This window comes from Pantoea sp. X-Soil-MYKO-1785 (genome assembly GCF_059730675.1).
Window position 1 is genome coordinate 2,585,201 of record NZ_AP036000.1, and the last position, 21,529, is coordinate 2,606,729.

The 21,529-nt window shown below is 60.4% G+C and carries 21 protein-coding genes; 3 read left to right on the top strand and 18 right to left on the bottom strand.

All coding sequences use genetic code 11. The features are described from left to right. Positions 1-83: 83 nt before the first annotated feature. From phnD to phnF, 12 genes are all read right to left on the bottom strand, one after another. On the bottom strand, positions 84-1,010 hold the full coding sequence (gene phnD / locus AC6I8D_RS12500; RefSeq protein ID WP_312056669.1) for a phosphonate ABC transporter substrate-binding protein: 927 nt from the start codon (positions 1,008-1,010) through the stop codon (positions 84-86). Positions 1,011-1,036: 26 nt separating this feature from the next. Further along, positions 1,037-1,867 carry a phosphonate ABC transporter ATP-binding protein gene (phnC, locus tag AC6I8D_RS12505; RefSeq protein ID WP_497820271.1) on the bottom strand — a complete coding sequence of 277 codons (831 nt, stop codon included), beginning with the start codon at positions 1,865-1,867 and terminating at the stop codon, positions 1,037-1,039. 79 nt (positions 1,868-1,946) lie between these two features. Continuing rightward, positions 1,947-2,717, bottom strand: a complete 771-nt coding sequence (phnP, locus tag AC6I8D_RS12510) for a phosphonate metabolism protein PhnP (RefSeq protein WP_312760709.1) — start codon at positions 2,715-2,717, stop codon at positions 1,947-1,949. Positions 2,718-2,781: 64 nt separating this feature from the next. Further along, the gene (gene phnN / locus AC6I8D_RS12515; protein ID WP_497820272.1) at positions 2,782-3,318 is read right to left on the bottom strand and encodes a ribose 1,5-bisphosphokinase; all 537 of its coding nucleotides are present in this window, start codon (positions 3,316-3,318) and stop codon (positions 2,782-2,784) included. Then, a complete protein-coding gene (gene phnM, locus AC6I8D_RS12520; protein ID WP_497820273.1) occupies positions 3,318-4,454 on the bottom strand; it encodes an alpha-D-ribose 1-methylphosphonate 5-triphosphate diphosphatase in 1,137 nt (378 codons plus the stop codon). The genes phnN and phnM overlap by 1 nt, the downstream gene beginning before the upstream one ends. Then, complete coding sequence (gene phnL / locus AC6I8D_RS12525) at positions 4,451-5,164, bottom strand: phosphonate C-P lyase system protein PhnL (RefSeq protein ID WP_031377909.1); 714 nt, start codon at positions 5,162-5,164, stop codon at positions 4,451-4,453. The genes phnM and phnL overlap by 4 nt, the downstream gene beginning before the upstream one ends. Then, the gene (phnK, locus tag AC6I8D_RS12530; RefSeq protein ID WP_497820274.1) at positions 5,165-5,926 is read right to left on the bottom strand and encodes a phosphonate C-P lyase system protein PhnK; all 762 of its coding nucleotides are present in this window, start codon (positions 5,924-5,926) and stop codon (positions 5,165-5,167) included. It abuts the gene before it with no gap. Then, on the bottom strand, positions 5,916-6,764 hold the full coding sequence (locus tag AC6I8D_RS12535; protein WP_497820275.1) for an alpha-D-ribose 1-methylphosphonate 5-phosphate C-P-lyase PhnJ: 849 nt from the start codon (positions 6,762-6,764) through the stop codon (positions 5,916-5,918). Before AC6I8D_RS12535 ends, phnK begins: the two co-directional genes overlap by 11 nt. Next, on the bottom strand, positions 6,757-7,833 hold the full coding sequence (locus tag AC6I8D_RS12540; protein WP_497820276.1) for a carbon-phosphorus lyase complex subunit: 1,077 nt from the start codon (positions 7,831-7,833) through the stop codon (positions 6,757-6,759). Before AC6I8D_RS12540 ends, AC6I8D_RS12535 begins: the two co-directional genes overlap by 8 nt. Continuing rightward, entirely contained in the window at positions 7,833-8,408 is a 576-nt protein-coding gene (phnH, locus tag AC6I8D_RS12545) for a phosphonate C-P lyase system protein PhnH (RefSeq protein ID WP_031377906.1), read from the bottom strand. The genes AC6I8D_RS12540 and phnH overlap by 1 nt, the downstream gene beginning before the upstream one ends. Next, positions 8,408-8,854: a phosphonate C-P lyase system protein PhnG gene (gene phnG / locus AC6I8D_RS12550; protein ID WP_497820277.1), complete on the bottom strand. Its 447-nt coding sequence runs from the start codon at positions 8,852-8,854 to the stop codon at positions 8,408-8,410. The genes phnH and phnG overlap by 1 nt, the downstream gene beginning before the upstream one ends. Continuing rightward, entirely contained in the window at positions 8,854-9,567 is a 714-nt protein-coding gene (gene phnF, locus AC6I8D_RS12555) for a phosphonate metabolism transcriptional regulator PhnF (RefSeq protein WP_159223972.1), read from the bottom strand. Before phnF ends, phnG begins: the two co-directional genes overlap by 1 nt. A gap of 329 nt (positions 9,568-9,896) precedes the next feature. On the opposite strand from phnF, the gene AC6I8D_RS12560 reads away from it, so the two are divergent. Continuing rightward, the gene (locus AC6I8D_RS12560) at positions 9,897-12,086 is read left to right on the top strand and encodes a putative bifunctional diguanylate cyclase/phosphodiesterase (RefSeq protein ID WP_312760704.1); all 2,190 of its coding nucleotides are present in this window, start codon (positions 9,897-9,899) and stop codon (positions 12,084-12,086) included. A 21-nt stretch (positions 12,087-12,107) separates the two neighbouring features. On the opposite strand, the gene biuH is transcribed toward AC6I8D_RS12560, so the two are convergent. Genes biuH through AC6I8D_RS12575 form a run of 3 tightly spaced genes read right to left on the bottom strand, consistent with a single transcriptional unit; the run spans position 12,108 to position 15,524 of the window. Continuing rightward, complete coding sequence (gene biuH, locus AC6I8D_RS12565; RefSeq protein ID WP_312056657.1) at positions 12,108-12,794, bottom strand: biuret amidohydrolase; 687 nt, start codon at positions 12,792-12,794, stop codon at positions 12,108-12,110. Beyond that, the gene (locus AC6I8D_RS12570; protein WP_312056656.1) at positions 12,787-14,091 is read right to left on the bottom strand and encodes a purine-cytosine permease family protein; all 1,305 of its coding nucleotides are present in this window, start codon (positions 14,089-14,091) and stop codon (positions 12,787-12,789) included. Before AC6I8D_RS12570 ends, biuH begins: the two co-directional genes overlap by 8 nt. Further along, positions 14,088-15,524: an amidase gene (locus AC6I8D_RS12575; protein WP_046288239.1), complete on the bottom strand. Its 1,437-nt coding sequence runs from the start codon at positions 15,522-15,524 to the stop codon at positions 14,088-14,090. The genes AC6I8D_RS12570 and AC6I8D_RS12575 overlap by 4 nt, the downstream gene beginning before the upstream one ends. A 378-nt stretch (positions 15,525-15,902) precedes the next feature. Between AC6I8D_RS12575 and AC6I8D_RS12580 the strand changes: the two genes are divergently transcribed. Together AC6I8D_RS12580 and AC6I8D_RS12585 are read left to right on the top strand one after the other, a co-directional pair. Further along, positions 15,903-16,472 (top strand): hypothetical protein, encoded by a 570-nt coding sequence (locus AC6I8D_RS12580; RefSeq protein ID WP_312760698.1) that lies wholly within the window; start codon positions 15,903-15,905, stop codon positions 16,470-16,472. Continuing rightward, entirely contained in the window at positions 16,456-16,671 is a 216-nt protein-coding gene (locus AC6I8D_RS12585) for a hypothetical protein (RefSeq protein ID WP_031377802.1), read from the top strand. The genes AC6I8D_RS12580 and AC6I8D_RS12585 overlap by 17 nt, the downstream gene beginning before the upstream one ends. 106 nt (positions 16,672-16,777) lie before the next feature. Here AC6I8D_RS12585 and AC6I8D_RS12590 read toward each other — a convergent pair whose 3' ends face one another. The 3 genes from AC6I8D_RS12590 to AC6I8D_RS12600 all read right to left on the bottom strand — a co-directional run bounded on the left by AC6I8D_RS12590 (position 16,778) and on the right by AC6I8D_RS12600 (position 21,529). After that, entirely contained in the window at positions 16,778-17,620 is an 843-nt protein-coding gene (locus tag AC6I8D_RS12590) for an oxidoreductase (protein ID WP_089562004.1), read from the bottom strand. A gap of 106 nt (positions 17,621-17,726) precedes the next feature. Beyond that, complete coding sequence (locus AC6I8D_RS12595) at positions 17,727-19,508, bottom strand: thiamine pyrophosphate-requiring protein (protein ID WP_312760696.1); 1,782 nt, start codon at positions 19,506-19,508, stop codon at positions 17,727-17,729. A 62-nt stretch (positions 19,509-19,570) separates the two neighbouring features. Continuing rightward, the gene (locus AC6I8D_RS12600; protein WP_497820278.1) at positions 19,571-21,529 is read right to left on the bottom strand and encodes a hydantoinase B/oxoprolinase family protein; all 1,959 of its coding nucleotides are present in this window, start codon (positions 21,527-21,529) and stop codon (positions 19,571-19,573) included.

Here is a 21,529-nt window from a genome sequence, read left to right on the forward strand (position 1 = left end):
AAGCAGCGGGACGCCGGCGGGTTTGCCGCGTCCTCCTTCCCCGGATAGCCAGGGAAGGAGGTGATGAGATTGCCGTCGCAGCGTTAGCCGCGGCTGCCTTTCATCAGGTCGCGCTTCATATCAATGATGTTCTGATAATCTGCCACGGTGGCATTACCGATATGCTGCTCACCGCCGACCGCTTTGACGAAACAGGCGTGGTCTTCTTTATCCAGCTTCTTAATCGCCGCCACCACTTTGGCTTTAAAATCCGCCGGCAGTTTGTTGCTGACCAGCACCGGACCGTTGGGGATCAGCGGCGACTGCCAGATAATGCGGATCTGCTTCATCAGATCCGGATGGTCCATACGGATCAGCCGGACAAATGCGCCAGAGGTATAGCCGCTGTTATAATCACCGACCAGTGAGGTCCAGGTCACTGCGCCGTCGAACTGGTTATTCAGCACGCCGAGAATGTCCTGCTCATGACCGCCGGAGAAGGTCACGCTGGAGAAGAAATTGTTGTATTTATCGTCTACCGTGCCGCCAAACTGTTTCTTAAACGCCTGGTTCGGCATCAGAAAGCCGGAGGTCGAATCGGGATCGGCCATACCAAACGATTTGCCTTTCAGGTCTTCCAGTTTTTTATACGGGCTGTCAGCTTTGACGATCACTACCGAGTGATAGCCGCGTGATTGATCTTTGTCATCCACCACAATGCCGACCACATCGACCGCTTTCGGGTCCTGCAGGTAAACCGAGGCAAACGAGGCCGGTGACATGCTCAGCACCATATCAATTTTGCCGCCCAGCAATCCCTGGATCACCCCGGAGTAGTCAGAGGCGTTACGCATCTGCGTATCCACGCCCAGCTCTTTATCAAAGAAGGTCTTCACACACTGGTTATCACCAATCTGCTGGGTGGCGTTTTGTCCGCCCATAATACCGAGGTTAAGTTGTTTCGGCGCATCCGCTGCGTTAACACCAAAAGCCATTACACCCGTCAGTAGCGCTAAAGAAGTCAGTTTCATTCGAGGTTGTTCTCTTGCCGTGGAAGTTAGTGGATCTGATTAAGTTCATCGCCGTACAACTGATGCAGCAGGCTGTCGGTAAGCTGCGACGGATGGCCATCGAACAGCACCACCCCGCGCTGAATACCAATCACCCGAGTGCAGTAACTTTTTACCAGTTCGATTGAGTGCAGATTCACCATCACGCTGATGCCCTGCTCGCTCACCTGACGCAGCACATCCATGATGCGTTTGGTGTTTTTCGGGTCGAGTGACGCCACCGGCTCATCGGCCAGCAGGATTTTGGGGTTCTGCATCAGCGCCCGGCAGATCGCCACGCGCTGCATCTGACCGCCCGACAGGTTTTCCGCCCGTTGCAGCGCCTGCGGCAGCATGTTCATCCACTGCAGCAGTTCAATTGCGTGGGCGCGGTCGTGGTCAGAAAAAATTTTAAACAACGATTTCAGCGTACTGGTCTGGCTCAGCCGGCCCAGCAGCACGTTGGTCAGCACATCGAGACGCGGCACCAGACAGAAATCCTGAAAGATCATGCCGCACTGACTGCGCCACTCCCGCAGCTGGCGGCTGCTGAGTGCGACCACGTTGCGGTCCACTTCGCCCTGATGCAGGCTGATAATCGCGCCGGAGCTGGCGGCAATGGTGCCGTTGAGCATGTGCAGCAGGGTCGATTTTCCTGCGCCGGAACGGCCAATCACCGCCACCAGTTCCCCGGCGTGCAGATCGAAGCTGACCTTATCCAGCACCTTGCTGTCGCCGTACGCTTTGCTCAGACTCTGCACCGACAACACTTTTTGTCCGCCGAGACTGGCCGGTGGCAGGTCGTTATCGACCACCGTTTTCAGAAGTGCCTGTGCCATATTGTTCTCCGTCCTCACTGATTACGTTCTGCCGGTTATTAAGGCGTGGCGGCATGAAGGCGGCATGACAGCCAGATGATCAAACTGTGACAGGCCAGCCGGAACCCGATGACAGGATCAGACCATCGCGCGCCGGCTGAACCGCCTCTGGCAGCGGGTGATCGGCTAACCAGTTGTCCATCTCGTGGCTGAGGTGGGTTAGCCAGGCCTGACGCGGCTGAAGCCGGTCTATAATCGCCAGCGCCAGGTTGAGATCGTTGTGATTGCGCGGCGCGGTCTGCGGCGGATCGTTACAGTCGATCACCAGCCGATCGAGCGGCTGACCACGCAGAAAATCTTCGGTATCGGGCGGCAGGCCACAGGTGTCGCACAGCCAGGCCAGCCGGCTACCCTGCCAGTCGAACAAGTAGCCATGGGTCAGTCGTGAATGCTGCAACGGCAGCGGCGTGACCCGCAGTTCACCAAACGACTGGGCGACAAACGGGGTTAATGAGGGCCGGAAATCGAGCAGGCCAGGATGCTTAAACAGGTCATCGCTGCCGCGGGTGTCGGGCGGCCCCCACACCGGAATAGAGGCACCTTTACCCCAGCGCAGCGCAAACAGCCCCTGCACGTGATCCATATGGTAGTGCGTCAGCAGAATGCGGGTCAGCTCACCGGGCTGGAAACGCGTGGCCAGCAGCGGCAGACCGGCGTCGAGCAGAATCCGCTCGTTGCCCGCCTCTATCAGCGCACTGCACGGCGCACGATGATAACGCCGGTCCTGCTGCGCGCGCTGACAGGCACGGCAGTCACAGCCAAACAGTGGCGCGGCGGTGACGCCACCGGTGCCGAGAAAAGTGAGTTTCATTGATACGCCTCCGGTCGCTGAAGTCGATGCCGGACTGTCGCCGCGCTACCGGAAAAAGTGAATTTCATTGATACGCCTCCAGCAGCTGTCGAAGTTGCTGTACCGTGCGGTCCAGCGCCCCGTCATTATTGAGCAGCAGACACCCATCCGGCTGGGGCTGGGCAGCACGCGCCAGCCGCAGGGCGATCTCCGCGTCATCTTCCCGTCCCCGCTGACGCAGCCGCGCCGCCAGCACCGACGGCGTCACCTGCAGACAGAGCGGCAGCAGCTGCGGCCCGAATCGCGCCTGTGCCTGCGCCAGATGCAGCCGCGAGCCGTTAACCACCACGTTCTGACCGCGCTGCAGCCAGCTCTCCACTTCAGTGCCGATGCCGTAATAAAACCCGTGCGCCTGCCAGCTGACCGCGAACAGCCCCAGCGCGGCGCGCCGGGCGAACTCCGCCTCGCTCAGCGCCACATGGTTTTCACCGCCGGCATCGGCGGCGCGGGTGATGTAGCGATGGGCAATCAGCAGCCGTGCCGGCGGGGCAGCGCGCAGCGCATTCAGCAGGCTATCCTTGCCCGATCCGGACGGCCCGATTAACCAGATAAGGCGCGCCATTAATAGACCTGCCGGCCTTTGCTCCAGACGTGGCGCACGTGCGGGTGACCGTGGGCGGTATGCGCCAGCACCAGATCGGCGCGGCAGCCTTCCGCAATCACACCGCGATCTTCCAGCCCCAGCGCCCGCGCCGGATTACAGGTCACCAGCGCGATGGCCTGCGCCATGCCAAGGCTGTTGCGCTCATCCGCCGCCAGCCGGAACGCCGCATCCAGCAGGCTGGCCGGGTAGTAATCTGACGACAGGATATTCAGCAACCCGTGTGACGCCAGCTCCCAGGCAGCGACGTTGCCGGAGTGCGATCCGCCGCGCACGATGTTTGGCGCGCCCATCAGCACCTGCATATTGCGATAACGCGAGGCGCGGGCCGCCTCCAGCGTGGTCGGAAACTCGGCGATACGGCTGCCCGCCGCATGCGACTCCTCAACGTGCGCCGCGGTGGCGTCGTCGTGGCTGGCGATGGCGATGCCATGCTCACGGCACAGCGCAGCAATCGCCTGGCGGTTAGGCTGAGACCAGGCGGCCGCCAGCGTGAGCTGGTCATGCTCGAACAGGTGCATCTCCCGATCGTTGAGCTGATATTTGCCCTGATAGTATTCGCGGTATTTTTCCAGCGAGGCGTACTGACGCTGCCCCGGTGAGTGATCCATCAGCGAAACCAGCGCCAGTTCCGGTGTCCCCATCAGCGCCTCAAACAGCGGCACGGTGGTCGGATGCGGCAACTCACAGCGCAGGTGCAGCAGATGCTCGGCGCGGTTCAGCCCTTTACGGTTGCTGTCGCGGATGGCGTCGATCATCTTGCTGAGATTCTCCAGCCGGTGGCCGCCGTCGCGCACGTCTCCGACGCCAATCGCATCCAGCACGGTGGTAATGCCGCTGGAAACCATCAGCGCATCGTGGCTGCTCATCGCCGAATGAGCCGGCCAGTCCACTTTGGGCCGGGGAGTGAAAAACTTGTCGAGGTTATCGGTGTGCAGCTCCACCAGCCCCGGCAGCAGCCAGGCACCCTCGCCGTCCAGCGCGCCCGGTTGCTGACTGGCGGTTTCGCTGAAGCTGCTGATGCGGTCGTCACGGAACTCCAGCGATCCGGCGACCACCTCGTTTTCCAGCACCAGTCGGACGTTATTAATGATCATGCTTGTGCTCCTGTGGCGATCGGTTGCATCAGGTGCAGCCGATCGGCCACCCGGTCGCGCACCGCTTCATCGTGGAAAATGCCGACAATGGCGGCACCGCGGGCGCGCGCCTGTTCAATCAGTCCGACCACCGCGTCACGGTTAACACTGTCGAGTGAGGCAGTCGGTTCATCCAGCAGCAGCACCGGATAGTCGGCGATAAAGCCGCGCGCGATGTTAACCCGCTGCTGCTCACCGCCGGAAAAGGTCGACGGGGCCAGCGACCAGAGACGCTCCGGCACGTTAAGCCGGCTCAGCAGCTCACGGGCGCGCTTTTCACAGAAGGCGCGCTCGACGCCGCGCTCCAGCAGCGGCTGCATCACAATCTCCAGCGTCGGCACCCGCGGAATAACCCGCAGGAACTGGCTGACCCAGCCGACCGTATCCCGCCGGATGGCGATGATCTGCCGCGCCGTCGCCTGCGCCATATCGATCAATTCGCCCTGATGCTGCAGCCGGATATGGCCGCTGTTGGGCTGATAGTTGCCGTACAGCGCCCGCAGCAGAGTCGATTTACCGCTGCCGGAGTGGCCCTGCAGCACCACACATTCGCCCTGACTGACCGTCAGGCTGGCGTTCTGCAATACCGGCAGCGCAGCGCCGTTCTGGTTATGCAGCACAAAGGTTTTACACAGATTCTCAACCTGCAACATGGGGGTGTGAGTCATCATTTAATTGAGCACCGAAGAGACCAGCAATTGCGTGTAAGGATGATGGGGATCGTCAAGCACCCGGTCGGTTAATCCGCTCTCCACCACCCGCCCCTGCTTCATCACCAGCAGCCGGTGCGCCAGCAGTCGCGCTACTCCGAGATCGTGGGTGACAATCACCACCGCCAGATTGAGTTCCCGCACCAGCGTGCGTAGCAGATCCAACAGTCGCGCCTGTACCGACACATCCAGCCCGCCGGTTGGCTCATCCATAAACATCAGGCGCGGCTGGGTCACCAGGTTACGGGCGATCTGCAGACGCTGCTGCATCCCGCCGGAAAAAGTGGTCGGCAGATCGTCGATACGGTTAGCGGCAATCTCTACCGCCTGCAGCCAGCGGCTGGCTTCGGCGCGGATATCGCCATAGTGGCGCTGGCCGACCGCCATCAGCCGTTCGCCGATATTGCCGCCGGCGCTGACCTGTGGCCGCAATCCGTCCAGCGGATGCTGATGCACCACGCCCCATTCGGTGCGCAGCAGACGACGGCGATCGCTTTCACTCATCTGATAGAGGTTGCGTCCCTGATAAAGAATGCTGCCCTGCTGCGGCGTCAGACGCGCCGACAGGCTGTGCAGCAGTGTGGTTTTGCCGGAGCCGGACTCGCCGACAATGCCCAGCACTTCGCCCGGATAAAGATCGAAACTGACCTGTTCGAACCCTTTGCCCGGCGCATAAAGATGGGTGAGCTGGCTGACCGCAAGCAGCGGCTGATCACTGTGCATGTTGCTGTTCCTGCTGCTGATGGCAAAAGTCGGTGTCGGAGCAGACAAACATCCGCGTTCCCTGATCGTCCATCACCACCTCATCGAGATAGCTGTGACGCGAGCCGCACAGCGCACAGGGTTCTTCCCACTGCTGAACGGTGAACGGATGGTCATCGAAGTCGAGACTTTCCACTTTGGTATAGGGCGGTAAGGCGTAAATGCGCTTTTCGCGGCCGGCACCGAACAGTTGCAGGGCCGGTATCATGTGCATTTTCGGGTTATCGAATTTGGGGATCGGCGATGGGTCCATCACATAGCGTTCGTTGACCCTGACCGGATAGGCATAGGTGGTGGCAATATGGCCGTAGCGGGCAATATCTTCATACAGTTTCACCTGCATGATGCCGTACTCCTCCAGCGCGTGCATGGTCCGGGTTTCGGTTTCACGCGGCTCAATAAAGCGCAGCGGCTCCGGGATCGGCACCTGGAAGATCAGAATCTGGTCCTCTTCCAGCGGCGTTTCCGGAATGCGATGCCGGGTCTGGATCAGCGTGGCATCGGCGGTGCGTTCGGTGGTCGCCGCCCCGCTGACCCGCTGAAAGAAGCGACGAATCGACACTGCATTGGTGGTGTCATCCGCGCCCTGATCGATCACCTTCAGCACATCCTGATCGCCAATCACGCTGGCGGTGAGCTGAATGCCGCCGGTGCCCCAGCCGTAAGGCATCGGCATTTCCCGTCCGGCAAACGGCACCTGATAGCCAGGGATCGCCACCGCTTTGAGGATCGCGCGGCGGATGGTGCGTTTGGTTTGCTCATCCAGATAGCCGTTGTTATAACCGTGGAGTTCAGCCATGGTTGCGCTCCTGATGATCCTGTCGCAGCCGTTTCAGCAGTTCCAGCTCGGCCTGGAAATCGACGTAGTGCGGCAGTTTAAGGTGGGAAACGAAGCCCGCCGCTTCGACGTTATCGGCGTGCGACAGCACAAACTCTTCATCCTGCGCCGGGCTGGTGATGCGTTCCTGCTGCTCACCGCTCTGCAGCGCCCGGTCAACCAGCGCCATCGCCATCGCTTTACGTTCGGCGCGACCAAACACCAGACCGTAACCGCGGGTGAAATGCGGCGCGCTGTCGTCACGGTGGGCGAAGCCGTTGACCATTTCACACTCGGTCAGCAGCAGTTCACCGATCTCCAGTTCAAACCCCAGCTCTTCCGGGCAGATGCTGACGCTGAGATAGCCGGTACGGATCTCACCGGCAAACGGGTGGGTGCGACCATAGCCGCGCTGGGTTGAATAACCGAGCGCCAGCAAAAACCCCTCATCACCGCGCACCAGCTGCTGTAATCGGGCGGCGCGTGAGGCGGGAAAGCTCATCGGCTCGCGGGTGATATCGGTCGGTTCGCTGCCGTCGTCTTCTTCGCGCATCGCCAGCCCTTCGTCGCTCATCATGCTGAACATGTGCGGACACTGAGCATCCAGCGCCCGATCGTCGCGTGGCGATGCCGGCGTGTCACCGTTGGCCAGCAGCGTAAAGTCGAGCAGACGGTGGCTGTAGTCATAGGTCGGTCCCAGCACCTGGCCGCCCGGCAGATCTTTGTAAACCGCCGAGATACGCCGCTCGATACGCATCGATCCGGTCGCCAGCGGTTGGCTCTCCGCCAGTCGTGGCAGCGTGGTGCGATAGGCGCGCAGCAGGAAGATCGCCTCCACCAGATCGCCGCTGGCCTGTTTGATCGCCAGCGCCGCCAGTTCCGGATCGTAAATTCCACCTTCAGTCATCACCCGATCGACCGCCAGACCGAGCTGCTGTGCCACCTGATCGCAGCCCAGTTCGGCGACATCCCGATCGCCGCGCCGCAGATCGGCCTGCAGCTGATGGGCGTGGGCAATCGCCTTTTCGCCCCCTTTCACCGCAACGTACATCAGCACACCTCCACAAGCGTGGTGCGCGGCACCGCCATCATCGCTTCGCCACAGGTAAAAATCAGATCGACGCCCTGCGGGAACGGATGAGGCCGGCTGCGCAGATAGGCCAGCACGCTTTCCGGCAGCTGCGGCGCAATGGCGCGGGTTTCACGCAGGCCCGGTCCGGAGAGGCGCAGCGTCAGGCCGCCATTCAGCGACGGCACTTCAATAATCAGGGTGGTGCTCTTTTCCGGTGCCAGATTATCACCGGCGGCAAAATGGGCCGGATCGGGATGTGAGCTGGCATGACTGAGCGCGAAAGGCGCATCCTGTTGCGCAGTAATCGGCGCACCAGTATGGAAGCGCAGGTTATTGCGCAACTGTTCGTTATCGATCTGCGCATCCAGCCAGACCGGGCTTTCCTGATCGACCAGCGTCAGTAACAGTGCGGTGGCGGCAGGCGACAGTGCGCCCCAGCCCTGTTGCAGCGGCAGCGACACCATCACGCCAGGTTCGCTCATCGCCTTGAGGATGCGACGAAATGCGCGCTGTGCATCCGCCACCGGATGGTTAAAACTTGCCAGTAAAGTCATCAGTTATCTCCGCGTACCAGCGTAAAGAAGTCCACTTTGCTGCTGGCAATTTCACGCGCGCGCAGCTGACGCTGCTCATCACGCCATGCCGCCAGCGGGGTAATAATTTTCTCTTCCAGCAGCGTCCGGGTTTCCGGCTGCTGTAACAGGGCATCGAGTAAGGCGCAGCGCTCGGCATGGGCTTTGTCACGTCCCAGGATGTAGCTGTAGCCCAGCGTGCCGTCGCTGAGCTGCACCACCGCGCGCGTCACCGTCGCATCCCCCATCACAAAGCGTTTACCGGTCGCGCCCATCCGCGCCTGCAGCCGGGTCAGGCCGATCTCTGCCGGACGAATCAGAGTGAACGCTGGCTGGAGGTTAAGCGCCTGCCAGTGCGCGTTAAGCTGTGTCGCGCTGCTGTGTGCCAGCACGGAAAGCCAGCGCTGGCGGGCCGTTTGCTGTTCCATTAATGCTCCAGAGTCAGTTCAATCATGTCGCCGCGCGTCAGGCTGACCGAGTATTCGGCCATCGCACCGTCACGGGTTTTATTCAGCGTCCGCACGCAGAGCAGCGGCGAATGCAGCGCGATTTCCAGCTGCTTACACTCTTTCGCCTGCGCCCGCCGGGTGCTGATGCGGGTCTGGGTGCGCACCAGCTGTTTGCCGGTGTGCTTATCGAGGTAATCGTGCAGCGAACCGCTGTTAAAATGCTGCAACTGCGGCCACCAGCTGAGATCGGCGAGGAAGTGGTTGATGACACACAACGGCACGCCGTTGGCACGCCGCAGGGTGCGCAGGTGAATGACGTTGTCGCCCTCTTTGACGCCCAGCGCGCTGGCGACGTCCTGGCTGGCCGGACGCAACACCGCCAGCAGCCGCTCGCTGGTCGGGTGACTGCCCTGCTCCATCAGGTTCTGGCTAAAGCGCGCCTGAGCGTGCAGCGGATAGTCATAAGGGCGCATCAGCACCAGAATGCCGACGCCATGACGGCGTTGCAGCAGCCCTTTGTTCACCAGTTCATCCACCGCCCGGCGTAAGGTGTGGCGGTTAACTTCATAGTGATCGGCCAGTTGTTGCTCGGAGGGAAGATAGTCGCCACAGCGGTAGCGTTGCTGTAGCGCCTGTTCGAGTTGTGCAGCGACCGCCTGATAAACAGTGGTCGGATGTCTGGATAACTCCATCACGATGAAATCCTCACGGGTTACAGAGTGGGGACGCAGCGAAAAGCACTGCGGGATGGCATTACCTTGACCGGATCAGATGACAGAACCGTGACGAAGGAGTGAAGGAGAGGTGAATTTGGCTGATGCGAGGCACATCAAAAAACCCATCACCCATAAGCCTGACTGAATTAAGGTATCTTTTCCTTTCTGTCACACCTGCTCCTGCTCCCCTCACCTTCACCGCAAAAAACCATCGCCGGCTTCACTGTGCGTGAAGGTTTGTGTGGAAGACCCGTTACCGTCTGCTAGTTTTTAAGCTGTACTCCTGCTGCAGAGAAAAAATAAAAATGATAAACAGCCTTAAACTTTCTGGTGATTTTCGCCGTAGTTTTCTGCGTGAAGTGCTGGTGCCGCTGGTGGCGATTCTGCTGCTGACCTTTGGCGGCGCGGGCACGGCGCTGTACATTGGCACCTCGCTGACCAACGCCGAGGCCCGGCAACAGCAGCAGCGGATGATTGAAGCCTCATTCACCCAGAGCCTGAACGAACATCTGCGTCAGCTGCGTAGTCTGTCGCGCTGGCAGCCGCTTCAGCAGCATCTGCTGGATCAGGACGTGGCCTCAGGCTGGCTGGATGAGAACATTGGCAACTGGCTGTTTGAGATGTTCGGCCATCAGCTGATCCTGGTAATGGATCAGCAAAATCAGATCGTCAGGGTTTGGCGTGACGGTCAGCCGGTCTCGCCACAGCAGCAAGCCACGCAGATCGACGATATCCTGCTAAGCCCGCTGATCCGCAATCAGGGCCGCGAGGATAAGGTCGACTATGCCCGGATCGCTGGCCGGACTGCCGCACTGGCGGTCGGTAATATTCAGCGCGACAGTGACGCCCTGCCGCGTTTCCGGCTGGTCAGCCTGAAATTTCTCGACGATGGCTATCTGGCCAGCCTGGCCGAGCGCAACCAGCTGGAGGGACTGCACTTCTCAGACGGGAATCCGCAGCCCGGAACCGAGGCGCGCTACCTGCTGATCGCGCAATCCGGTGATGCGGTCGGCTACCTCAACTGGGTGCCAGCCCGCCCCGGCGCGCAGATGCTCCGCACTATCGGCCCGTCAACCGGTCTGGCGGTGCTGGCGATCTCCCTGCTCTGCCTGTATATGGTGCGCCGTCTCTGGACCTCGTCGATCAATCTGTCGCAGTCGATGCTGAAGCTGGGCGCGTCTGAGGCGCAGGCGCAGCATCTGGCATTTCACGATGTGCTGACCGGTCTGCCCAATCGTGCGCTGGTAGAAGATCGTCTGACTCAGGCTCTGGCGCTGGCCACGCGTCACGATCAGCGAGTGGCGCTGCTGCTGATCGATCTGGATCGTTTTAAAGCGATCAACGATACCCATGGCCATCATGCCGGCGACGAGCTGATCATTGCCGTGGCGCAGCGCCTGAGCCGGATGGTGCGCGCCAGCGATACTGTCGGGCGGATCGGCGGCGATGAGTTTATCGTGGTGATGCCAGAAGTAGAGACGCTTTCTCAGGCGCAGGGGCTGGCGCAGCGCATCATCGACCAGCTCAGCCAGCCGTTTACGCTGTTTGGCAGTGAGGTCTGGAGCGGTGCCAGCATCGGTCTGGCGCTGGCCCCCAAAGATGGCGTTGATCGGCTGGAATTAATGCGCAAAGCGGACATTGCGCTGTACGAAGCCAAAAGCGGCGGACGCGGCAAATATCGACAGTTTGAACGGGCGATGGATGAGTCGGTGCGCACCCGCCAGACCATCGCCGCCGATTTGCGCAGTGCGCTGCAAAACCAGCAGGGGCTGGAAGTCTGGTACCAGCCGCTGATGGACATTGGCGGCCAGCAGATGGTCGGCGTTGAGGCGCTGCTGCGCTGGCATCATCCAACCCGTGGGCTGATTGCTCCCGGCGAATTTATTGCCATTGCCGAAGAGACCGGGCTGATTATTCCGCTCGGAGAGTGGGTGCTGGCGGAAGCCTGCGCCACCCAGCAGCGTTTTCCTGGCCTGATGGTGGCGGTCAACGTCTCGCCGGTGCAGTTTCGTGCCACCGGCTTTGTTGAACGGATGACTGAAATTGTCCGGCAGCACGGCGGCGACCCGATGCGAATTGAGCTGGAGATCACCGAAGGAGTGTTGATCGAAGATGAGCAAGAGGCGCGCGCCATTATTGTCGCGCTACGCGAGGCGGGTTTCCGCATCGCGCTGGATGATTTTGGTACCGGCTACTCCAGCCTGAACTATCTCAGCCACTTCCCGGTCGATAAGATCAAAATTGACCGCTCGTTTACGCAGTCGCTGGGCGTAGCGGATAATTCGGTCGCCATTATTGAGTCAGTGGTTAAGCTGGGACATGCGATGGGCCTGATGGTGACCGCCGAAGGCGTTGAGACGCCAGGCCAGATGTCAGCGCTGGCGGATGCGGGCTGTAATCAGCTACAGGGTTATCTGTTCAGTCACGCGGTTCCGGTCGATCAGCTTGCCAGTCTGGTTGAGGCCAGCCCACAGCGCGATGCGCGGCAGAGCTGACCGACTGCGGGCCGCTGTGGGTTATCCACCGAGGCTATCCAGCAAGGCAGCCGAACTGGCAACCGCGCCAAAAATCCCGCCCTGCATCTGGATCATGCTGAGCGCCGCCTCATGATGTCGCCGCTCGGTGGCGGCGCAGCAGTCGGATAACACCAGGCATTCAAATCCGCGATCGTTAGCTTCACGCAGCGTGGTATGCACGCAAACATCAGTGGTGATGCCGCTGAGGATCAGATTGCGGATATTGCGGCTGCGCAGGATCAACTCCAGATCGGTGGCGTAAAACGAGCCTTTGCCCGGTTTATCAATCACCACCTCGCCCGGTAGCGGCGCCAGCTCCGGGATAATCTCCCAGCCGGGTTCGCCGCGTACCAGAATACGGCCGCACGGCCCGACATCACCGATGCCCGCTTTCATCCGTCGCGATCGCCAGTGCTTATTGGCCGGCAAGTCGCTGAGGTCCGGCCGATGCCCTTCACGGGTGTGAATAATCGGAAACTGCCGGGCACGCATCGCCGCCAGCACCTGCTGCAACGGCGCAATCGGGGCACGGGTCAGCGCCACATCGTAACCCATGGTATCGACGTAGCCGCCGACGCCACAGAAGTCAGTTTGCATATCAATCACCACCAGCGCGGTGTCGGCCGGGCTGAAGCCGCCGTCAAACGGCCAGGCGTAGGGCACAGAGTTGACGCTGTAATCAGGCATTTTTATTCTCCATCACCGGCTGCGGCGCACGCCCCCGGCTAATCAGACTGTAACTGAGCGCGGCGGTTACCAGGCCAATCACCGCTTCACCAAATTGCGGAAAGGCCAGATGGGCGATAACCGCACACAGGCTGCCGATCGCCCAGGCTGCAAAGGCGGTGGCGCGAAAACGCTGCGCTGGCCGCTGCTCGCTGATTTTCGCCATAAAAATCAGATCAACAATCATCACTGCGCCAAATGGCGGCACCACAATGCCCAGCAGGCTGAGCCATTCAAGGAAGTAAGACCAGACGCCGGCCAGCGCCAGCACCCCGCCGATCGCCCCCAGAATCAGCGTCCAGAGGCGCATTTTACTGCTGAACAGATGGCTGAAGCCGACTGCGCCGTTATACAGGCAGTGGGTGCAGACCGAGCCGAGGTTGATAAACACGAACAGGCAGGCCACTACCGATAAAAAGGCGCTGTGTCCCATCAGCATCGGCAGAAAGTTGCCGCCGTTGGTCAGCGGATCGACCGCCGCGCCGACCGCGACGATCACCACGCCAAACAGATAGGAGATGACATTCGCCACCGGAAAGGCTGAGAATGCGGCGATCACCGCCGAACGGCCATTTTTCGACCAGCGGGTAAAGTCGGCGGTCATGGTGCCGGAGTCGGCAAAGCCAGCTACCACCATGGTGACGGCGGTGCCCATACTCATCGCGCCTGCCGCGCTGGCGCTGCCCTGCCAGTGGGTAACGGTAGTGAAGTCATGCTGCTGGCCAATCAGCCAGAGCGCCACCCCGCCCAGTACCACAAACAGCGGCGCGGCGATCATCCCCAGTACCGACAGCGCACGCACGCCAAGAAAGGTAATGGCGGTATAAAGCACCATGGCAAAGGCGGTAACCGCCAGCGCATTCCAGCCAAAGGTCTGATTAATTACCGTGCCGGTCAGCCCGGTCTGGAACGCGTACCAGCCAATCACCACGGTCGAAAGAAAGCCGGAGACCAGAATGTAACCTTTACTGCCAAAGGTGCGGCGCGCCTGTAAGGCAAAGTTCATCCCGCTGTTACCGGCGTACCAGCTCAGCGCGCCGACGTAGGCGAACAGCACCAGATTACCGAGCAGAATGGCGATCAGCGCCGGCCAGAAGCCCAGGTGCCAGGTGATGATGCCGCCGAATAGCGCATTGGTCAGGATCATCGGAAAGCCGAACCAGACTGCCGAGACGGAACGGGTGGAGTGACGGTGCGTTAGCGGCACCGGCTGATGTTCAAATTCCTGTTCTAATGCAGGTGCAGAGGCGTTTTTCATTGGGCGATTCCAGGCTGGAGGTGGTTCCACGGCTGAATGCGCTCGAAAGCCGCGCTGGCAGCCAGCACTAAAGCATCATCAAGATGCCGTCCGACAATTTGCAGTCCCACCGGCAGGCCGCTGGCGGTGAAACCGGCCGGCACCGAGGCCGCTGGCTGGCCGGTGAAGTTGAACGGGAAGCAGAACGACAGCCAGTGATCGCTGCGTACCATACGGCCATCGATGATTTCCGGCCCCTGCATACCGAGCGCGAACGGCGGCACCGCCAGCGTCGGGGTGATCAGCAGATCGTAGCGCTGCATAAAACGCCACAGGCTATTGCTGACCGCTTTGCGGGTGGTGATGGCGTCGGTAAAGGTTTCGGCCCGCCAGTCGCGCTGTAGCATGGCGACCAGGTGCGGCGACATCCGATCGCCCTGCTGCTCCATCATCCTGCGCATCCCACTAAGATCGCTTTCCATCGCCACCAGCGCACCAAATGCCGCCGAGGGATCGCTGAAACCAGGATCGGCCAGCTCCAGCTCTGCGCCGATTTCCGCCGCAAAACGCTGCGCGGCGCCACTGACCACGGCGCGGACCTCAGGATCGACCGCCACGTAGCCAAAATCGGCGCTAAAGGCGATGCGCAGTTTTTCGACCGGCTGATCGGGCGCGCCCAGCCAGTCAACGTCGCTACAGGGAATCGAGTGGCGATCGCGCATATCCGGGCCAGCCATCAGCGACATCATCAAGGCGGCGTCGCGTACCGTGCGCGTCATCGGGCCAATGTGCTCCAGCGATTCCCAGCTCGAGACGCCCGGATAACGTTCATCGCGACAGCCGGGCCACAGCGGGACGCGTCCCATTGAGGCTTTGAACCCGTAAATGCCGCAGTGAGCCGCCGGAATGCGCACCGAGCCGCCGCCATCACTGCCAAGGGCGATCGGACAGAGCCGCGCCGCCACTGCCGCGCCCGATCCGGCACTGGAGCCGCCAGGTGTCTTCGTCAGATCCCACGGATTGCGGGGCGACGGGAACAGAGGATTGTGTCCGACGCCGCTATAACCAAACTCCGGCGCGGTGGTTTTGCCCAGCAGAATGGCATCGGCTGCCAGCAGTCGCTCGACCGTAATATCGTCGTCGTCAGGAATAAAATCCTGATATGCAGCCGAACCCGAGGTGGTACGTACGCTGGCGGTGCAGATCAAATCCTTTACCGCCAGCGGCACGCCTGCCAGCGCACCCAGCGTTTCACCGCGTGCCCTGCGGGCATCCAGCGCTTTTGCCTGTGCCAGCGCCCGATCCGGCGTCGGCGTACAAAACGCCTGAATGTCAGGCTCCCGCCGCGCCATACGCGCCAGCGCGGCCTGAGTCAGTTCGCTGGCCGAAACGTCACCGCTGCGGATCATCGCCGCCAGGGTGGTCGCATCTTCATCTAATAAGGAGTCAAACATGGTCTACCTCGCCAGTAACATCGCTGATGAGTAAGTGCAGGAAGCGTGCCAGAAAGCGGTGAACGGACCGGTCTGAAACGGGGATGCCAGACGGGATACGGACTGGGATACAAGATCGAATTCTTATGATGGCCTGAGACCACTAACGGATGCGGGGGCGGATTTTTTCAGCACGGCGATAGCGCACGGATGCGCGATAACGGGGCGCATTGCTGAGATGAAGTGCGGCAAGGGTCGCAAAATAAGGTCGATGCGCAGCAACAGCGACTATCACTCTGGAATGGATAACCCTAATTTTCATATGGGTGTTTGACGAGTCCGGGCAGCTACTGAAAAATCGCGGCTTAAGGATTTACAGGCTGCATGCAGGGATGATAAGTGCGCATAGACGAAGAGGTTTTTCTCGAACACTACGACATCAGGCGAAAAAGATTCATTTACGACCGGCGGGTTCATCACAGCTACGTGTTTGTTGCCGGTAATAAGTCTTACACTGTTATCGCTGGCAACCTGATTGATGAACATATCTTTACCCGTATCGGATACCGGATGCCACAAGGCATCTCCTTTCCGGTTAACGGCCTGGCTGAGGTCTGTTTTGACGTGTTCGATGGTCTGGGGTGCCTGGGTGATTTTCGCCACATTAGCCTTGCCGGATTGGGCAGTGCTGTCGTTTTAAAGAACGTAGTACTGGCGTTAATTGCACACTATGAAAGCTGCTGTATTGGCGGTTTTGTTTTCCAGGCCGCGTCAGGAGAGATCGTTGACCGCAATCGTCCGACACCCCTGGAGGAGATTTACGATGCCATGCTTGGGTTAAAAAATGAACTACGCTACAATCGCCGAACAGGGTTGCCGAAGAAAGCACCGCAACCTTTAATCCCGGAATTTTTCCAGGCTTATAAAATAGTGACTACAGGGAGAGCTTGTTATGTCGTATTACGATAAACACGATGATACCACCGCTTTGGATCCGACTGAGGTCGGGAACCGGGAGTTAAAGGCACTGTTGATTGCTGAGTGGATGGCCAGACCCGATCTGCCCGCCATTAAAGCCCAGTTAGCTCAGGCGAAAAAACGCTCCTCCTCTGCCCTGGTGCGCCGCAAGTTGCAAGAGCTGCAGGTGCGCGAAACGCAGGAAATTTAGGCTCGCACTGCGCGATGAAAGGCCCGTTGTCCGGGCCTTTCTGTTTTACCGGCTTCGGATTCAATTCCACATTCTGACGACTTCCCGCCATCCGCAGTACAGTCACCTACTCAGGAAAATCGGTATCCACCGACGTCTGTTTCCACGCTTCAATCTGCGCCAGACGTTCTTTGAGCTTGCTGGTGACCGCCTCATAGCCCCATGCGCCCATTACCAGATGACGTGGCGGATTATCATGCTCGGTAATCGCAATCATCGCCTGAGCGGCACGGGCAGGATCGCCTTTCTGGGTGCCGCTGTATTCGGCGGTGGCTTTCATCCGGGCGGCAGCGGTATCAGCATATTCCGGCAAGGTGCTCGGAGTCTGATGCAGCGAGCGGCCAGCCCAGTCGGTGCGGAATGGGCCTGGCTCGACGCAGGTGACGTGAATACCCAGCGGACCCGCTTCCTGTGCCAGCGAGTCGGACCAGCCTTCCACCGCATGCTTGCTGGCCGAGTAGTAACCGGAGCTGGCAAAGCCGATAAAGCCCGCCACTGAGGTGATGTTAATGATGTGCCCGCTGCGCGCCTTGCGCATCGCCGGCAGCACTGCCCGGGTCAGGGCAAACAGACCGAATACGTTGGCATCGAACTGAGCGCGGATCTCCTGCTCCTCACCCTCTTCCACCGAACTCTGGTAGCCATAACCGGCATTATTCACCAGAACATCAATGGTGCCGAACGCATTCAGCGCCGCCTGCACCGCCTGATCGATGCTGGATTGCTGAGTGACATCCAGCGCCACCGCCAGCGCATTGTCATGCCCTTCAACCAGATCGGCGACTTTCGCGGTGTCACGTGCCGTGACCACCACCCTGAAACCGCGCGCGATAGTCTGCTGCGCCAGTTCGCGACCAAAACCGGTAGAGCATCCCGAAATAAACCAGACAGGGCTTGTATCAGTAGCCATGGTAAGACTCCCGTTAGTTATGCTGAAGAAGGGGGGAAACCCGGACGCGAGTGCGCCCGGGGAGAAAAGCGTAAGGGTAGCGGCGCAACATGGCCCGGCTTAACCCTTAATGCTTTTTATGCAGCAGCTGACTGGCGGTATCACTGATGATTTGCGCCGCGCCACGGTCACCTTTCACCATCGACGCCATAAACGCTTTTGCCTGCTTAAAGGTGATGTGCGGCGGCAGCGGAGCGACTTCCGGATCGGTTTTCACCTCCAGCAATACCGGGCGGTCGGCGCTCAGCGCTCGCTGCCAGGCGGCAGCCAGATTGTCAGGGTTATCGACAAAAATGCCCGTCAATCCCAGCGACTCAGCAAACTCAGCGTATTTCACATCCGGCAGCTGCTGCGAGGCGTCAAAGCGTGGATTGCCTTCCATCACCCGCTGCTCCCAGGTCACCTGGTTGAGATCCTGATTGTTGAACACGCAGACGATCAGACGCGGGTCGGCCCACTGCTGCCAGTATTTCTGAATGGTGATCAGCTCCGCCATGTTATTCATCTGCATTGCACCATCACCGACCAGCGCCACCACCGGTTTTTCCGGGTGAGCAAACTTAGCCGCGATGGCGTAAGGCACGGCGGCACCCATGCAGGCCAGTCCGCCGGAGAGCGAGGCGCGCTGTCCCTGTTTGACCCGATAATCGCGGGCAAACCAGTTGGCGCACGAGCCGGAGTCAGAGGTGACAATTGCGTTGTCCGGCAGCTGGGGGGACATCTCCCACACGACGCGCTGCGGATTGACCGGATTCGCCGGTGCCATAGCCCGCTCTTCCATCAGCGTCCACCAGTCACGGACCTGAACCGCAATATCTTCCTGCCAGCTGCGATCCTGCTTATGCTCCAGCAACGGCAACAGCGCGCGCAGGGTTTCTGCGGCATCGCCGTGCAGGTTGACTTCACAGGGATAGCGCAGGCCGAGCATCGCCGGATCGATATCGATCTGTACCGCTCGCGCCTTGCCCTCTTCCGGCAAAAATTCGGTCCACGGGAAGCCGCTGCCAATCATCAACAGGGTATCGCAGTTTTTCATTAAATCTGACGAGGGTTTGGTGCCGAGCAGGCCAATCGATCCGGTAACAAACGGCGCGTCGTCCGGCAGCACGTCTTTACCCAGCAGCGCTTTCGCCACGCCAGCACCCAGCACGTTGGCGGCCTGCACCACCTCAACCGCGGCGTTGCGCGCGCCCGCGCCAATCAGAATCGCCACTTTTTTACCGGCATTCAGTATGTCGGCAGCCCGTTGCAGATCTGCTTCATACGGAATCACTTTTGGCCGCTGATAGCCGCTGCCCGAATGGGTGAAGCCGTGCAGATGCTGCGGCGCCTGCCACTCTTCATCCTGGATATCTTTAGGGATGATCACCACCGCGACGCCGTTCTGGGCCTTCGCAATCCGCACGCCGCGATCGATCAGGTGACGAACCTGGGCCGGCGCAGCCGCTTCCTGGACGAAATTCGCCACGTCCGAGAAGATGCGATCCAGATTCATCTCCTGCTGATAGCTGGCTCCGCGGGCCGTGGCTTCCGCCTGACCGGCAATCGCCAGCACCGGCGCATGGTCCATTTTGGCGTCATACAGACCGGTCAGCAGATGGGTAGCGCCAGGCCCGCCGGTTGACAGGCAGACACCCATTTCACCGGTGAACTTAGCGTGACCGGCCGCCATAAATGCGGCCATTTCCTCGTGGCGCACCTGAATAAACTCGATGCCATCACCCTTCTCATTGGCGCGCTGAATCGCCCCCAGCACGCCGTTAATACCGTCGCCAGGGTAGCCGTAAATCCGGGTGACGCCCCACTCTTTCAGGCGCTGGACAAAAAAATCACTGGTTTTCATGCTCATCGTCGCGTTTCCCTTGGTTGTCCTTGCAGACTTAAAGCGTAGTAGACGATGCCGCATTGCCGTTAGTTGTTCGCCATTGCCGGGTATCGCTGACGCAAATCACTGAATATTTGCGCCATATCCGCCGTTTCGCCTATTTCTTCCACCGCGCGGAATACCTGGGTTTTCAGGAAGTGCCGCCAGCTGACCGGCGCTGCGGCAAGAAAAACCGTAAGCAAGTGATACCGCTGCGCTGTCCAGAGCGATTCAAAGCGCTGACGCGCCGCGCCGTGCTCAAAATGCTGGCTCGCCTGCTGTGGCATCGCGGCGCGCAACCGGGCGGTCGCCTGCTGATCCAGCTGGTTATCGACTATTGCCACGCCATACTGCTGCCGGGCCGCGTTCAGGCTGAGAAAGCCGCAGCGCACATCCTGCAGCACCGCTTGCGGGTCGCGCTGCGACGGCAAGCCATAGCCGCCTGCGCCCGGTCCGCGCACTTCCACCACGTCGCCCGGCTCTGCGCCGATCACATCGGTATTGCCGTGGTTAATCACCCTGCCGTCACGCAGCGTGCGGAAGTGCGACAGCGCCCCGCTCTGCCCGCCGACCACGCCGGCGGAGGCAAATACCGACCGGTTGCGGTTACGTGCGGTAATAGTGGTATTGGGCGAGAAAACTTCGAATGCCATTTCGGTGGCCAGTCCGCCGCGATACCGGCCGGCACCGGCGCTGTCCTGGGCCAGTCCGTAGCGGTGAAAGCGAATCGGGACTTCCGCTTCATTAATCTCAATCGGGGTATTTTTCAGGAAGGCGGAGAGGCCACCCGAGCCGTCCGGCCCGTCATGACGCGGCGTGCCGCCTGCGCCACCGCCGACCGGACCGAGCGAGGCAACCACGCTGCGGTCTTGAGTCTGGGTGCGGATATTCATGATCGAGTTACCGCCGGGCGAGTTAGCCGGCAGACGGTCCGGCATTGCCAGCGAGAAGACGCCAACAGTAGCGATTTGCGACAGCGCGCAGGTCAGTGAGCGCATGCCCACCGCCGCCGGTGCCTCACAGTTCATCACCGTGCCCGGCGGCAGTATCGCCCGGGTCGGCCGCAGCGTGCCGGCATTGAGCAGCAGCGAACGATCGAGCGTCGAGAGCACATAGGTCACGCCGACCAGCGCCAGCGGATGCCGCTCACGGCCGCCGGTCGGCATGTTCAGCGAAGAGGCCAGCTGGGGATCGCTGCCGGTGTAGTCCAGCTCCAGCCGGTCGCCCTCTACCCGCAGCGTAATCGCGATGCGACAGGGATAGCCGCCTTCGCCATCTTCATCTGCGTAGTCGGCATAAAAATAGTCGCCGTCAGGAATGGTGGCGATAATGCTGCGCGCCTGCGCTTCGGCGTAATCGAGAATCCCTTCAATGCCCTGCAGGAAATCATCAACGCCAAAGCGGGCGATAATGTCGTGAATTTTGCGCTCCCCCACGTTAACCGACGCCAGCTGCGCTTTGAAATCGCCCCAGTTCTGCTCCGGTGCCCGCACGTTGAGCCGCATAATGCTGGCCACATCGTCGTTCAGTTCGCCGTTGCTGACGATTTTGAGCGGCGGAATGCGGATCCCCTCCTGCACGATATCGGTCAGCGAACGCGACAGCGAAGCCGGTACTGCGCCCCCGACATCGGTGTTATGAATGTGGCCGACCACGAAGCAGACAATTTCGCCCTGATGAAACACCGGTTTCCAGATATGGATGTCGGGAGAATGGGTGGCGACGTTACCGGCGTAGGCATCGTTGGTGATGCAGATGTCGCCCTCGGCGTAATCCTCAATCAGCGCCAGCACCGGCGCATAGTCGATGCCGCTGTACCAGGGTGCGCCAAAGCTGCGCGGTGAGGCGAACGCCAGGCCAGTGCGGCTGACGATCTGGCAGGAGAAATCTTCGGTCTCTTTGACGAAAGTCGAGTGCGCGGTGCGCATCAGTGTAAACGCCATCGCATCGGCGGCGGCCGCGCAGTAGTTGGCGAGGATTTGCAGGTTACGTCCATCAATTGCCAT

Excerpts from the sequence above, each read along its gene's own strand:
- phnD (WP_312056669.1), bottom strand. The coding sequence starts at position 1,010 with ATGAAACTGACTTCTTTAGCGCTACTGACGGGTGTAATGGCTTTTGGT.
- phnC (WP_497820271.1), bottom strand. The coding sequence starts at position 1,867 with ATGGCACAGGCACTTCTGAAAACGGTGGTCGATAACGACCTGCCACCG.
- phnP (WP_312760709.1), bottom strand. The coding sequence starts at position 2,717 with ATGAAACTCACTTTTCTCGGCACCGGTGGCGTCACCGCCGCGCCACTG.
- phnN (WP_497820272.1), bottom strand. The coding sequence starts at position 3,318 with ATGGCGCGCCTTATCTGGTTAATCGGGCCGTCCGGATCGGGCAAGGAT.
- phnM (WP_497820273.1), bottom strand. The coding sequence starts at position 4,454 with ATGATCATTAATAACGTCCGACTGGTGCTGGAAAACGAGGTGGTCGCC.
- phnL (WP_031377909.1), bottom strand. The coding sequence starts at position 5,164 with ATGATGACTCACACCCCCATGTTGCAGGTTGAGAATCTGTGTAAAACC.
- phnK (WP_497820274.1), bottom strand. The coding sequence starts at position 5,926 with ATGCACAGTGATCAGCCGCTGCTTGCGGTCAGCCAGCTCACCCATCTT.
- AC6I8D_RS12535 (WP_497820275.1), bottom strand. The coding sequence starts at position 6,764 with ATGGCTGAACTCCACGGTTATAACAACGGCTATCTGGATGAGCAAACC.
- AC6I8D_RS12540 (WP_497820276.1), bottom strand. The coding sequence starts at position 7,833 with ATGTACGTTGCGGTGAAAGGGGGCGAAAAGGCGATTGCCCACGCCCAT.
- phnH (WP_031377906.1), bottom strand. The coding sequence starts at position 8,408 with ATGACTTTACTGGCAAGTTTTAACCATCCGGTGGCGGATGCACAGCGC.
- phnG (WP_497820277.1), bottom strand. The coding sequence starts at position 8,854 with ATGGAACAGCAAACGGCCCGCCAGCGCTGGCTTTCCGTGCTGGCACAC.
- phnF (WP_159223972.1), bottom strand. The coding sequence starts at position 9,567 with ATGGAGTTATCCAGACATCCGACCACTGTTTATCAGGCGGTCGCTGCA.
- AC6I8D_RS12560 (WP_312760704.1), top strand. The coding sequence starts at position 9,897 with ATGATAAACAGCCTTAAACTTTCTGGTGATTTTCGCCGTAGTTTTCTG.
- biuH (WP_312056657.1), bottom strand. The coding sequence starts at position 12,794 with ATGCCTGATTACAGCGTCAACTCTGTGCCCTACGCCTGGCCGTTTGAC.
- AC6I8D_RS12570 (WP_312056656.1), bottom strand. The coding sequence starts at position 14,091 with ATGAAAAACGCCTCTGCACCTGCATTAGAACAGGAATTTGAACATCAG.
- AC6I8D_RS12575 (WP_046288239.1), bottom strand. The coding sequence starts at position 15,524 with ATGTTTGACTCCTTATTAGATGAAGATGCGACCACCCTGGCGGCGATG.
- AC6I8D_RS12585 (WP_031377802.1), top strand. The coding sequence starts at position 16,456 with ATGTCGTATTACGATAAACACGATGATACCACCGCTTTGGATCCGACT.
- AC6I8D_RS12590 (WP_089562004.1), bottom strand. The coding sequence starts at position 17,620 with ATGGCTACTGATACAAGCCCTGTCTGGTTTATTTCGGGATGCTCTACC.
- AC6I8D_RS12595 (WP_312760696.1), bottom strand. The coding sequence starts at position 19,508 with ATGAGCATGAAAACCAGTGATTTTTTTGTCCAGCGCCTGAAAGAGTGG.
- AC6I8D_RS12600 (WP_497820278.1), bottom strand. The coding sequence starts at position 21,529 with ATGGCAATTGATGGACGTAACCTGCAAATCCTCGCCAACTACTGCGCG.